Source organism: Pseudomonas sp. NFX15 (assembly GCF_049132105.1).
Taxonomy (GTDB): Bacteria; Pseudomonadota; Gammaproteobacteria; order Pseudomonadales; family Pseudomonadaceae; genus Aquipseudomonas.
Genome location: NZ_JAFMPV010000015.1, coordinates 33,635 through 46,614 on the forward strand (window position 1 = coordinate 33,635; position 12,980 = coordinate 46,614).

Below are 12,980 nucleotides of genomic sequence, written 5' to 3' on the forward strand. Positions count from 1 at the left end.
GCGCCTTCGCGAGCAGGCTCGCTCCTACAGAGTTAGGGCTGAACTTCAGGTTTGTCGGGTTTGGCCAGCAGCGTGTAGACGCAGGGCAACACAAACAAGGTGAATAAGGTGCCGATCGACATGCCCGTCGCGATCACCATGCCGATGTCGAACCGGCTGACGGCGCCGGCACCGGTGGCAATGATCAGGGGCACCATGCCAAACACCATCGCCGCCGTGGTCATCAAGACCGGGCGCAAGCGGATGGCCGCCGCTTCCTCCACGGCTTCGCGCACCGACAAACCCTTGTCCTTGCGCAGTTGATTGGCGAATTCGACGACCAGGATGCCGTGCTTGCTGATCAGCCCGATCAGCGTCACCAGCCCGACCTGGGTATAGATGTTCATGCTCGACCAGCCGAGGAACAGCGGAATCAAGGCACCGCAGATCGACAGTGGCACGGTGACCAGGATCACCAACGGGTCGCGAAAACTTTCGAACTGCGCTGCCAGCACCAGGAAAATGATCGCCAGTGCCAGGGCAAACGTTACCCACAGGGCACTGCCTTCCTGAACGTATTGCCGCGAGGCGCCAGCGTAGTCGAAGGCAAAACCGGCGGGTGCCTCTTCCCGGGCGATCTGATGCACGAGGTCGATGGCTTCACCCATGCTCACCAATGGCACGCCGGAGAGGATGGCCGAGTTGAGTTGTTGGAACTGGTTCAGCTGCCTCGGTCGCGCGCGGTCGGTGACGGTGATCAGGGTCGACAGGGCCAACAGCTCGCCCTTGGCGTTTTTTACGTAATAGTTATTCAGCCAGTCGGGGTTATCGCGAAATGGCCGCTCGACCTGGGCAATGACCTTGTAGCTGCGACCGTCAATGGTGAAACGGTTGATCTCGGCTTCGCCGAGCAGGGTTGCCAGGGTTCCCCCCAGGTCCTGCATCGAAACGCCCATCTGTGCGGCTTTGGCGCGGTCGATATCGACCACTACTTCTGGCTTGTCGAAAGCCAGGTCGACGTCGGCAAAGGCAAACTTGCCGGACTCCATTACACGTTTCTTGACCCGGTCGACCACCTGCAGCAACAGCTCGTAATCGTTGGCGGAGTTGATGACGAACTGAAACGGCAAGCCTTCACCGGTGCCCGGCAGGGACGGCAGGTTGAAGCCGAAAATCTGCAGGCCGGGGATGGTTTCGAGCTTCGCCTGGACCTCGGGAAGGATCGCCATTTGCGAGCGACTGCGCTCGTTCCATGGCTTGAGCAGGAAGCCGCCGATGCCCGATTGCACACCGTTGAAACCGTTGATCTGGAACGATGCGTAGTATTCGGGGAACGCCTTGAAGATCGAGATGAACTCGTCGGTGTAGGTATTCAGGTAGTCGAGGTTGGTCGGTTGCGGGGCATTGGCCAGCATGAAAATGATGCCCTGGTCCTCATCCGGTGCCAGTTCCGACTTGGTGAACTTGAGAAACACCGGGATCAGGCACAACACGATCACGGCGAACACCAGCACGACGGGGCGGGTATTGAGGGTGCCATGGAGCACGCGCTGGTAGCGACGCTTGAGGCTTTCGAAAATCGTGTCCAGGCGATGGGCGAGGCCGCTGGGGTTCTCGTCGTGGCGCAGCAGGAACGCACACATCATCGGCGACAGGGTCAGGGCGACGATGCCCGATATCACCACCGCACCGGCCAGGGTCAGGGCGAACTCCTTGAACAGCGCCCCGGTCAGGCCGGTCAGGAAGCCGATCGGCGCATACACCGCCGCCAGGGTAATGGTCATCGAGACCACGGGCATGGCGATTTCCCGCGCCCCTTCAATGGCGGCATCGAACGGTGTCTTGCCTTCCTCGATGTGGCGGTGAATGTTCTCGACCACCACAATAGCGTCATCCACCACCAGGCCGATGGCCAGGACCATCGCCAGCAGCGTCAGCAGATTGATCGAGTAGCCCATCATCTGCATGAAGAACATCACGCCGATCATCGACAGTGGGATGGTCACCACCGGGATCACCACCGACCGCAATGCTCCGAGAAACAAGAACACCACCACGATCACGATCAGCACCGCTTCGAACAGGGTTTTCACCACTTCGTCGATCGAGGCCTGGATGAACAGGGTGGCGTCGTAGGCGATTTCACCCTTGAGGTTCGGCGGAAGCTGGGCATCGAGATCGGGCATGATCTTGCGCACTTCCTTGATCACTTCCAGCGGGTTGGCGCCGGGCGTCGACTTGATGCCGATGTACACCGACGGGGTGCCGCCGAAGGAGCTGATGGTGTCGTAGTTTTCCGCGCCCATCTCCACCCGTGCCACATCCCGCAGTAGCACACGGCTGTCGCCACTGATCTTGAGTGGAATCGCCCCGAAGGCTTCAGCGGACTTGAGTTCGGTGTTGGCGTTGATGCTGGTGACCACGTATTCGCCTTTCACCTCGCCAGCGGCTGAAAGAAAGTTGTACTGGCGCACCGCGTTGGTCACATCGCTGGCACTGAGGCCGAAACCGGCGAGCTTCACCGGGTCGATCCACAGGCGCATGGCAAACACCTGGTTGCCGAGGATCTCGGCTTCGGCCATGCCGGGCAGGGTCGCCAGTTTCGGCTGGATCACCCGCGACAGGTAATCGGTAATCTGCGGGTTGCTCAATTCCTTGCTGAAGTAGCTGATGTACATCAGCGCCGAGGCATCGGCCGACTCCTTGCTCAGCACCGGGTCTTCGGCGTCCTGGGGCAGCTTGTTCTTGACTTCGTTGGCCTTGGCCAGCAGTTCGGTAAACAGGCGGTCGCTGTTGGAGCCGACACGCGCGTAGACCGAGATCACCGAAAAGTTCTGGCGACTCACCGAGGTCATGTAATCGATGCCTTCGGCGCTGGCCAGGCTTTGCTGCATCGGCTGGGTGATGTAGCCCTGGATGGTCTCGGCGTTGGCCCCGGGGTAGGCGGTAGTGACCGTGATCAGGGCGTTTTCCATTTGCGGATACTGGCGCAGCGGCAGCTTGCTCCAGGCCTGGAAACCCAGCAGCACAATCAGCAGGCTGACCACGGTGGCGAGGACCGGGCGGCGGATGAACGGGTCGGTAAATGCCATGAGGGTTCCTTGATCAGTCCGCGCGGGGCGGCCTGTTCTGCTCGGCCAGGGTCTTGTCGTCGCTGATTGCAATGTGTGCGCCGTTGTCCAGTTTGAGCTGGCCGGCGGTCACCACTTTCTCGCCGTTCTGCACACCCTTGGTGATCATCACCTGGCCCTCGCGGCGTTCGCCGGTTTCGACAAACCGCCGTTCGGCGATCAGCACCGGCTGGCCCTTGTCGTCCTGTTCCGGGCTGCCGTCTTCGGCCTTCTTTTGTGCGGCGACGTACACAGAATTGCCATAGAGCGTGTAGCTGATCGCGCTTTCCGGCACCACGATGCGCGGTTGCGGGTTGGGCAGCAAAACCTCAAGGCTGGCGAACATGCCTGGCAGCAACTTGCCCTCGGGGTTGGCCAGCGTGGCGCGCACCTGCACGTTGCGGGTGCTGTTCTCGACTTTCGGGTTGATGGCACTGATGGTGCCGGGGAACGTCTGGGTCGGGTAGGCCGAGACGATGATCTGCACCGGCTGGCCGAGGGCGATTTTCGGCACCGATTGTTCCGGCACGAAGAAGTCGACATAGAGGCTGCTGAGGTCTTGCAGGGTGGCGATCATGGTGCCGCTGGCGACGTAGTCGCCGACGTCGACCTGACGAATGCCGATGGTGCCGCTGAACGGGGCGACGATGCGTTTTTTCTCCAGCGCGGCCTTGAGCTGGTTGACCGTGGCCTTGCTCTTTTTCAGGACCGCCGAGAGTCGGTCGAATTCGCCTTTGGAGATGGCCTGGCTGCCCACCAGCTGACTGCCACGGGTGTAATCCACCTGGGCCAGCCCGAGGTCGGCCTGGGCAGTTTCCAGCAGGGCAGTCTCAACGGCACTGTCGAGTTGCACGATCGGCTGGCCAGCCTTGACCTTCTGCCCTGACTGGAACTGAACGTCGGTCACGGTGCCCGCGATCTCCAGGCTCAGGTCGACACCTTGCAGTGCCTTGAGGGTGCCGACCGTGGGCAGCCGGGTTTGCCACGGACGTTCGGTGGCCGTGGCCACGGCGACGCTGATGGGCGGCTTCGGCTTTGAAAAGCCCTGGATCATCGTGTAGACGGAGAAGGCTTTGTAGGCAGCCAGCAGCAACACAATCAGCAGTACAACACCCAACATGATCAGCATGCGGCGACGCAGCATATTTCCAGTTCCTTGGAGAAAATCAGGTGAGACAGTGAGGCACATTACCGCGAGTGGGAGCGGGATTCCAATGGCTGTTCATTGGAGCCCCACCTGTAGGCGCCGGCTTGCCGGCGAAGGGGTCGTAATATTTTCGGAGAGCTTGAGAATGCTTTCGCTGGCAAGCCAGCTCCTACGCGGGTATCGCGCAGGAGCGGCTGTTTATGCCATCAGGTGCAGATGGTTGTCCCAGAGCCCTGCCGGTAGCTCCAGTGGTTTTGCGACGAGGTTTGTCTCGCGGCAATCGTAGTAACGGCAGCGGCCTTGACCGGAGGTCACGACAAAACCATCGGCCACCGCACCGACCCCGGCGCAATCGGGCAGTGGTGCATCCAGGCGCACTTCACCGCTGTCCAGGTCCCAGATGAAAAAGCGGTTGCCCCGCGGCGCAGTCAACGCCACCAGACGCAAGTCGCTGTGTACCGCGACGCTGGCGGTGTAGTGTCCCATGGCTTGCAACTGGTGCTCGGGTACCGGGAACGCGACGAAAGGCTGACCGGGACGCTTGATCGCCAACAGCTCCGATGATTCGTGGGCCGCGCCCATGAACTGCTGGCTGGCGACGATGGTGCCGTCACTGGCGATACCCAGGTGGCGCACGCTGTTCATCTGCTGGGCGAGGGTCTCCTTGCTCAGCAGGGTGCCATTGCGCTGCATCAGCACCAGGCTCGGCTCCATGGCGTTGAGGTTCATCTCCACCCGGCTTTCGGCCTCGGTGCGAATCCCGCCGTTGGCCACCACCAGGGTTTCGCCATCGGGCATCCACGACACCTGATGCGGACCGAGGCCATGGGTGGAAATTTCGCCGCTGTGCACCAGCCGCTCGCCTTCGAATGTGTACACTCCGAGCAGGCCGCGGCCCGGATCGGTGGTGTCGTTTTCGGTGGCGTACAGCCAGTCGCCGCTGTGGTGAATCACCGCGTGACCGTAGAAGTGCCGGTTCGGCCGCGACACCACGGTTTGCAGGAGCGTGCCGTCGCGCAGGTCGATCAGGTAGCTCTCGGTACCCGGACGACGCGCGACAAACAGCGCCATCGGCAAGGTCGGATGATTGACGATGTCATGGCAGCGCTGGTCGACCCGGGTGGCGAACACCTGGGTGCCATCGAACCGGTAACCGACCGCGTAATGCTGGCCGTCGGTATCGTCGCGTGCCGACAGCAGCAATGGACTCTTGTCCTTTTGCCTGAACAGCTTCCAGCCGCCCAGCGTCACCGCTCCCAGTAACACGCTACCTAAGGTCAGAGCCTGGCGTCGCAGCATGGAACTCGCCCTCATCAGTCACCGTCGTTGGCGTTGAAGCCCAGTTGGATGCCCAGCGCCTTGGCCAGGTCGGCCTCGTGCAGGCGATGGACAACGTTGAGGCTTTCATACAAGTCATTGAGTTGCTGGCGGCCGGCATCGTCACCGAGCATTTCGGTCAGCGAGTGCTTATTGCCGGCGAACAGTTTCAACGAGGCGGCATAGGCGGCGTCGATCTTGTCGGCCAACGGCTTTTGATCGCTCGGCAGCAAGCTACGCAGGCCTTTGTTGTCGACACCTTCCCACACCGTTTTCGCGGCGGCGAGGCTGGCTTCAAGGCTGGTCAGGGAAGATTGGCTACGCCATGCGTCGGCCTGGAACGGTTGTGGCACACCCTTGGTCTGGCGGCCCATCGGCGTGCCGAGTTTTTTCTTCAGGGTGTCGAGGGCGGTGACTTGCACGCGCAGCAGGTCGGCGATGGCTTCGTGAGAATCGGCGTAACGCTGGTTCGGGAACTTGCTCATCTGCGCGAGCATGCCGTCGGTGTTGTTCCAGGTTTGCAGGATGTCTTCGGCCAGTTGCTTCTGGCGTTCGCCGATGGCGACCAGCAGTGGGCAGTACTTGGCTTTCTGTTCGGTGTTCGCCACGTCAGGCTTGCTGTCGAACAGAATGTATTCGTAGGCCGACAGACCCTGGACCACGACACTGGACTTGGCCAGGGCTGCGGCATCGATCTGCGGCTGCGCGGTGACCAGTTGCTCGACCTGACGGCCGACCAGGTTTTTCTTGTCCGGCCAGAACTGCACTTGCCACGCACGGTTGCCTTCGGCCAATGGCCCGATCAACAACGGCTGCAGTTCGGCCCAGGCTTTTTGCGCGTGCAGGAAGTCGGCACGGGCGGTTTCCAGGGTTTCCTTGCCTTGGCAGTAGGCGAGGGCGCTGACCGCCAGTTGACGGTCGGCTTCAACCCAGCGGGTGTAGGTCGGCAGGATTACCGATTTGGCGATGGCTGCCGAAGTGACGGCTTGCGGGTCCTGCGGCGAACAGGCGCCAAGGGCAAGGGCGGCAAGGCTGGTGAACAACAATTTGGGACGAAACATCTCGGGCTCCCGCGCAAGGATTGGGGGTGTTAAAGGGAATTCAAGAACGCCAGCAACGCAGTGCGCTGCTCGGCATTGAAAGACAAAACCTGTTGCTGCGCCGCTGTCGCTTCGCCGCCATGCCAGAGCACGGCTTCGAGTAGATTGCGGGCACGTCCGTCATGTAAAAACTGGGTGTGACCGCTCACCGCCTGAGTCAGGCCGATGCCCCACAAGGGCGGGGTGCGCCATTCGCGACCACTGGCCTGGAATTCGCTACGGTTGTCGGCCAGGCCATCGCCCATGTCGTGCAGCAGCAGATCGCTGTACGGGCGAATCACTTGATTGGCCAATTCAGGTTCGGCCGCGTTGGCGGCGGTGGTGTATTTGGGCGTGTGACAGGACTGGCAACCGGCCTGATAAAACAGGCTCTTGCCGGCCAGCACCTCAGGGGCGGTGACGTCGCGACGGGCCGGTACGGCGAGGTTGCGGCTGTAGAACAGCACCAGGCGCAGGATGTTGTCGCTGACTTCCGGCTCGCCATTGGGGCCGTTGCCGCTGGGCGCCTGCTTGCAGTCAGTTTGCGCGTCCGTGCAGTCATCAAAGGGTCTCAGGCTGGTCGTGAGGCCCATATCACCGGAAAACGCGTGAACATTTTGTTGATTGAGGTTCGGTTGCCCGGCTTTCCAGCCAAATTTGCCTAGAACCGTTTTTTGCTGGGCGTCATCCCAAACCCGGTTCGGTCGTCCGCTGATGCCTTTGCCGGCCTTGGCCTGTGCGTCGGCGTTGGCCAGGATCGCCTCGTCGGGGATCGCTTCGAGCAGTCCCAGGCCAATCATCGGCGGCGCCACGCGGGCCGAGAAACGGGTGTCGGGGTGCATCGGGCCGTAGCCCAGTTGGGTGATGTTCAGGCTCGGTTGGCGTAACGCGACTTCGGTACCGTCCTTGAAGCGCACTGGCACTGGCGTGTAGTCGATCCGTACTTTGCCTTCAGGCGCCACGCCGGGCACGGCCATGTCCTGGAACTGGCCGCCGTAGACAGGTTCCGGCACCACGCCGAGTGTTTCGATGACCCTGGCGTACGCGGGGGCGTCGGGTATCGACAGGCGCACCAGCATCGACACGGCGTTCACATCGTCGGGCCCCGGCGGATGCCCGCGACCGTCCTTGATGTGGCAGCCCTGGCAGGCATTAGTGTTGAACAACGGGCCAAGGCCATCGCGCGCGGTCGTGGTCGACGGGGCGATCACCCAGGGGCTGCGGAAGAAACTGTTGCCGACGCTGAAGTCCACGCGCCGGGACGGTGGCAGGTTGGCGGAGGGCATGGAAAACGCGTTTTGATCGGTCTTGCGCACCGTCGCACTGCCACCGGAGCGAGCTTCACCGGGCTCGGCCTGGGTGAATTTCGGGGCGTCATCGCAGGCACTCAGGCCCAGGGCCAGAAACAGTGCGGACAAGCGAAGAGGCAGCGGGGGCATCAGAGATCCTGCAGGACGAGCAAAACAAGGGCGCAAAGTCTAACAGGGGATGGGAATTTGAATAAGAGGAATTATCGTTTGCTTGATGTGGGGCAATTGCTACGGCTAACCGAAACCCTGTAGGAGCGAGCCTGCTCGCGATGGGGTCGTGTCAGTCGACATTAAATTCGGATGACATACCGCAATCGCGAGCAGGCTCGCTCCTACAAGGGAATGTGCTGCGCAGGTACAAAAAAAGGCGACCCGAAGGTCGCCTTTTTCATTCAGCCAGCGTTGATCAGAACTCGTGATCAGCGTTGTCCGGGTTCAGGTCGTTGATGCCCAGTTTGCCAGCGGCAGCTTCGATCGAACCGGTCTGCTTGACCAGGGAGGCGATCGCGTCGCGGACGATCTGGTTGCCCGCGGTGTTGCCGGCAGCGATCAGTTGGTCGTAGTGCTCACCCTTGTTGGCGTGATCGACCATCAGCTGGATCTTGGCTTCGGTGGCGGCCAGGTCGTTTTTCAGCGCGGTGTCGGCAGCCGGGTCGGCCTTGGCCACCAGGGACGACAGGCTGGCGCCGGTCATTTTGGTGCCATCGACACGGGTGTACTCGCCCAGGTACACGTTACGAATGCCCTTGGCATCGTAGAAGTGCGAGTTGTGGGTGTTGTCGCTGAAGCAATCCTGTTCGTCTTCCGGGGAGTTGGCTTCCAGGGAAACCTTCATGCGCTCGCCCGCCAGTTCGCCCAGCGACAGGCTGCCCATGCCGAACATCATTTTGCGCAGGCCGGATTCAGCTGGTTCGGCTTCCAGGGTAGCGCGGTAGTTGTCGGCCACGTTCGGCTTCCAGTTGCCGACCATTTCTTCCAGGTCGCTGACCAGCAGTTGGGTCACGGCCTTCAGGTAGGCACGACGACGATCGTTGTGACCGCCGGTAGCGCCTTTGCCTTCCAGGTAGTCCGAGGCCGGACGGTTGCCGGCGCCCGGGCCGGTGCCGTTCAGGTCCTGGCCCCAGAGCAGGAATTCGATGGCGTGGTAGCCGGTGGCGACGTTGGCCTCGGAACCGCCCAGCTCGTTCAGGCTGGCGAGTTTTTCCGGGGTGATGTCCTTGACGTCAACCTTGTCTTCGCCGATCTGCACTTCAGTGTTGGCGATGATGTTGGCGGTGGCGCCCGGATTGCCCAAGGCGTGTTCGTAGGACTTGTCGACGTAGTCGATCAGGCCCTCGTCCAGCGGCCAGGAGTTCACCTGACCTTCCCAGTCGTCGATGATGGTGTTGCCGAAGCGGAACACTTCGCTCTGCAGGTACGGCACGCGAGCGGCAACCCAGGCAGCGCGGGCGGCCTTGAGGGTGTCGGCGTTCGGCTTGGCCAGGAACGCGTCTACGGCAGTTTGCAGGGTCTTCGCAGTGGATTCGGCATCGCTGTAGACGGCGAAAACCATGTCGGCATAGTGGGCGACAACGGCTTTGGCAGCGGCTTCATCGACTTTGCCAGCCGCGGCAGGTGCGGCGGCTGGAGCAGCCTGGGTGGCAGCTGGCGCAGGCGCGGCCGCTTTTTCTTTGTCTTTGCCTTCGCCGCAACCGGCGAGGGAAATAGCGATGGCCAACAGACTGGCGGTAGCCAGAGGCATACGAATCATGGCGAACATCCTGCTTCGAAAGGGGGGTGGAGTGGCGCTGTGCGCACGCAAAACTGCGACATAATGCAAATCTTTCGCATTATGTGTAAAGGGCTGTACCTGGAAATATTTCTTATTTGCGAAGTGCGGGTGGCTGCTTCCTTGTGGGAGCGAGCCTGCTCGCGAAGAACCTGAGGGCAACACGTTCACCCAGAATGAACGCGTTATCGTTAACGACCATCGTCAGATCGCCGCCCGGAGCAAGCTCGCTCCCACAGGGGTCAGAGAATGACGGCGTTGCTGCGCTGGGCCTGCTTCAAGTAAGCGCTCAGCTCCCTGGCCGGCAACGGCTTGCTGTAGTGATAGCCCTGACCTTCGTGGCAGCCTTCGGAAATGATGTAGGCCTCTTGCTCGGCGGTTTCCACGCCTTCGGCAATTACCTGCATGCCCAGGCTCTTGCCCAACTGGATGATGGCGCGAACGATGGTTGCGTCGTCGTCGTCATCGAGCAGGTCCTGGACGAAGCTCTTGTCGATCTTGATCTTGTCCAGCGGCAGGCTTTTGAGGTAGCTCAACGACGAATAGCCGGTACCGAAGTCGTCGATGGCGATCAGCGCGCCGGAGCGGCGCAGGCTGAGCAAATGCTGGGCGGCGGTGCTGATGTCTTCCATCAGGCCGGTTTCGGTGACTTCCAGTTCCAGGCTGCGCGGCGGCAGGCGGTACATCTGCAGCAGGTTGTTGACCACCCGTGGCAACTCGGCGTGGTGCAGTTGCACCGTGGAGAGGTTCACCGCCATGCGCAGGTCGCTGAAACCCTGGTCATGCCATTCGCGTAACTGTTTGCAGGCCTGGTCCAGCACCCATTCGCCGATGGCGATGATGGTGCCGTTCTGTTCGGCCAACGGGATGAACAGGTCGGGCGGCACCAGCCCGTGCTCGGGGTGTTGCCAGCGAATCAGCGCTTCGACGCCGACCACGCGGTGGTCGCGGTAGCTGATCTGCGGCTGGTAGACGAGGTAGAACTGATTGCGCAGCAGAGCATCGCGCAAGTCTTTTTCCAACTCGCGACGACGGCGCATCTCTGTGTCGACACTGGCGATATAGAACTGATAGCGGTTGCGCGATCGGGTCTTGGCCAGCGTCATGGTTTGCTCGGCCTTTTGCAGCAGCTTCTCGGTGCTGTCGCCGTCCTCGGGGAACAGGGTGATGCCGATGGTGGCGCGCAAGCGGATTTCCTGATGGTCGAGGGCAAACGCCGCTTCCAGGTCATCAAGAATGCTTTGCGCCAGTTCGGCGGCTTCGTAGGGTTGTTCGATATCGGCCTGGACCAGGGCGAACTGATCGCCCCCGAGGCGGGCGAGGGCGCCCAGGCGCCCGCTATGACCGCGCAAACGATCGGCCAGCGCCAGCAGCAACTGGTCGCCGGTCTGGTAGCTGAATTGCTCGTTGATGCCCTTGAAGTCGTCGAGGCCGACACACAGCACCGCGACCCGGCGCTGCAATTTGCCGGCGTCGGTGAGGATCTTGTCCAGTTGTTGCTGCAATTGCTGGCGGTTCGGCAGGCCGGTCAGAAAGTCGTATTGCGACATGCGCAGCAGGCTGTTTTCCGCTTCGTGGCGCAGGTGCGTATTGCGCTCGATGGATTCGAGCAACTGGTTGGCGGTGTTGATCCAGATCCCCAGCTCGTTTTTCTCATGCCCTTTGAGCTGCGGAATCTTGTGTTCGCTAGGGCGATCCGGATTGATTTCCGTCAGATGCTCGATGATCCGCGACAGCGGCTTGGTCAGCAACCAGTGATAAACCAGGTACAACACCAGCCCCATGGCCAGGGCGCGCAGCACGCCGGAGATGAAGATGATCACCGAGCTGACAATGAACCCTTGCCCGTAAGTGGCGGTGTCGAGGGTAATGCTCAGGTCGCCGTAATATTCGCTGTACGGCCCGCGACCGACCAGTTGGGTAGTGAAAGTGCGTTCCTGGCCAAGAATCAGGTCGGTCAGCCAGCGACTGCTCGATTGCTGCAACTCACGGGATTTTTGCGCGAGCATCGCTTCATTGGGATGGCCGATGGAGGCCTGGCGCACGGCGTCGTCCTGGAACAGGCCTTCGATGACCTGCATGCCCATTTCCCGGTCCAGGCTGTAGACGGCCTGGGTCGAAGGGTCGCGAAACATGTCGAGGATGCGCTCGGCATCGTTGGCGACGGCCTGGCGTGTTTTATAGGCATCGAAAACAATCTGCGCGCAGCTCAAGACCACGCCGACGATCAATGCCGACAGCAGCACGACCCGGAGCAACTTCACCGACAAGCTGTTCTTGAGTTCCAGCTTCAAAGGGTTATTCCTTGTTCCGTGCGGGTAGCATCAAGTTGCCATGAGTATTGGCAATCCCGTGATGGCAGTCAAAGGGACAATCATCTTCGGGGGATTTTGCCTGCAGCTTGGCCGATTTGCAGTTGTCCTGACGAGTTAGCCCATTAGCACTGTTTCGGTTGTCGAGTCCTTCAACTTGAGGGGCAAGGGTGCTGATATTTTCCTTTTGTTTGATGTTAGTCGCCTGTGGCGACGGAGCAAGGGGCGCAAGGCTTGTTTCATCGTGGGAAATTGGCCTGGGTTACCGACGAAAAAAACCCGGCCTGAGCCGGGTTTTTTGACTGGCGTCGAGCTTAAGCGGTGAAGGTCTTGCCTTCGAACTGCTCAGCCACGAATGTCCAGTTGACCAGGTTCCAGAACGCTTCGACGTACTTAGGACGAACGTTGCGGTAGTCGATGTAGTAGGCGTGTTCCCAGACGTCGCAAGTCAGCAGCGGGGTGTCGCCGTTGGTCAGCGGGTTGCCGGCGCCGATGGTGCTGGCCAGGCCCAGGGAACCGTCAGCTTTCTTCACCAGCCAGCCCCAACCGGAACCGAAGGTGCCGATGGAGGTTTTGCTGAACTCTTCCTTGAACTTGTCGAACGAACCGAAAGCCGCGTTGATGGCATCAGCCAAGGCGCCGGTTGGTTGACCGCCGGCGTTTGGCGCCAGGCAGTTCCAGTAGAAAGTGTGATTCCAGACCTGAGCGGCGTTGTTGAAGATACCGCCCGAGGAGGTCTTGACGATTTCTTCCAGGGTCTTGCCTTCGAACTCGGTGCCTGGCACCAGGTTGTTCAGGTTCACGACGTAGGTGTTGTGGTGCTTGTCGTGGTGGAACTCCAGGGTTTCCTTGGAGATGTGCGGCTGCAGGGCATCGTGTGGGTACGGCAGCGGCGGCAATTCGAAAGCCATGATGATTCTCCTAATCAGGTCAGTTGCGGTGAGCGCAAGGCCGATCA

General features: G+C 61.0%; 8 protein-coding genes. All 8 read right to left on the reverse strand.

Annotation, left to right across the window (positions count from 1 at the left end; all coding sequences use genetic code 11):
• Positions 1–32: 32 nt before the first annotated feature.
• The 8 genes from J1D76_RS16960 to J1D76_RS16995 all read right to left on the reverse strand — a co-directional run bounded on the left by J1D76_RS16960 (position 33) and on the right by J1D76_RS16995 (position 12,933).
• Positions 33–3,071, reverse strand: a complete 3,039-nt coding sequence (locus J1D76_RS16960) for a multidrug efflux RND transporter permease subunit (protein ID WP_421139393.1) — start codon at positions 3,069–3,071, stop codon at positions 33–35.
• Between the two features lie 13 nt (positions 3,072–3,084).
• Complete coding sequence (locus J1D76_RS16965; RefSeq protein ID WP_421139394.1) at positions 3,085–4,233, reverse strand: efflux RND transporter periplasmic adaptor subunit; 1,149 nt, start codon at positions 4,231–4,233, stop codon at positions 3,085–3,087.
• A gap of 201 nt (positions 4,234–4,434) precedes the next feature.
• Positions 4,435–5,535 carry a DUF1513 domain-containing protein gene (locus J1D76_RS16970; protein ID WP_421139395.1) on the reverse strand — a complete coding sequence of 367 codons (1,101 nt, stop codon included), beginning with the start codon at positions 5,533–5,535 and terminating at the stop codon, positions 4,435–4,437.
• A gap of 14 nt (positions 5,536–5,549) precedes the next feature.
• The gene (locus tag J1D76_RS16975) at positions 5,550–6,614 is read right to left on the reverse strand and encodes an imelysin family protein (protein WP_421139396.1); all 1,065 of its coding nucleotides are present in this window, start codon (positions 6,612–6,614) and stop codon (positions 5,550–5,552) included.
• A gap of 29 nt (positions 6,615–6,643) precedes the next feature.
• The gene (locus J1D76_RS16980; protein ID WP_421139397.1) at positions 6,644–8,071 is read right to left on the reverse strand and encodes a di-heme oxidoredictase family protein; all 1,428 of its coding nucleotides are present in this window, start codon (positions 8,069–8,071) and stop codon (positions 6,644–6,646) included.
• A gap of 277 nt (positions 8,072–8,348) precedes the next feature.
• On the reverse strand, positions 8,349–9,692 hold the full coding sequence (locus tag J1D76_RS16985; protein ID WP_421139398.1) for an imelysin family protein: 1,344 nt from the start codon (positions 9,690–9,692) through the stop codon (positions 8,349–8,351).
• A 260-nt stretch (positions 9,693–9,952) separates the two neighbouring features.
• Complete coding sequence (locus J1D76_RS16990) at positions 9,953–12,004, reverse strand: putative bifunctional diguanylate cyclase/phosphodiesterase (RefSeq protein WP_421139399.1); 2,052 nt, start codon at positions 12,002–12,004, stop codon at positions 9,953–9,955.
• 332 nt (positions 12,005–12,336) lie between these two features.
• Positions 12,337–12,933 carry a superoxide dismutase gene (locus tag J1D76_RS16995; protein ID WP_421139400.1) on the reverse strand — a complete coding sequence of 199 codons (597 nt, stop codon included), beginning with the start codon at positions 12,931–12,933 and terminating at the stop codon, positions 12,337–12,339.
• Positions 12,934–12,980 lie beyond the last annotated feature (47 nt).

Bases quoted from the DNA above. Each gene is read 5' to 3' on its own strand.
- J1D76_RS16960 (WP_421139393.1), bottom strand. From the start codon at position 3,071: ATGGCATTTACCGACCCGTTCATCCGCCGCCCGGTCCTCGCCACCGTG.
- J1D76_RS16965 (WP_421139394.1), bottom strand. From the start codon at position 4,233: ATGCTGCGTCGCCGCATGCTGATCATGTTGGGTGTTGTACTGCTGATT.
- J1D76_RS16970 (WP_421139395.1), bottom strand. From the start codon at position 5,535: ATGCTGCGACGCCAGGCTCTGACCTTAGGTAGCGTGTTACTGGGAGCG.
- J1D76_RS16975 (WP_421139396.1), bottom strand. From the start codon at position 6,614: ATGTTTCGTCCCAAATTGTTGTTCACCAGCCTTGCCGCCCTTGCCCTT.
- J1D76_RS16980 (WP_421139397.1), bottom strand. From the start codon at position 8,071: ATGCCCCCGCTGCCTCTTCGCTTGTCCGCACTGTTTCTGGCCCTGGGC.
- J1D76_RS16985 (WP_421139398.1), bottom strand. From the start codon at position 9,692: ATGATTCGTATGCCTCTGGCTACCGCCAGTCTGTTGGCCATCGCTATT.
- J1D76_RS16995 (WP_421139400.1), bottom strand. From the start codon at position 12,933: ATGGCTTTCGAATTGCCGCCGCTGCCGTACCCACACGATGCCCTGCAG.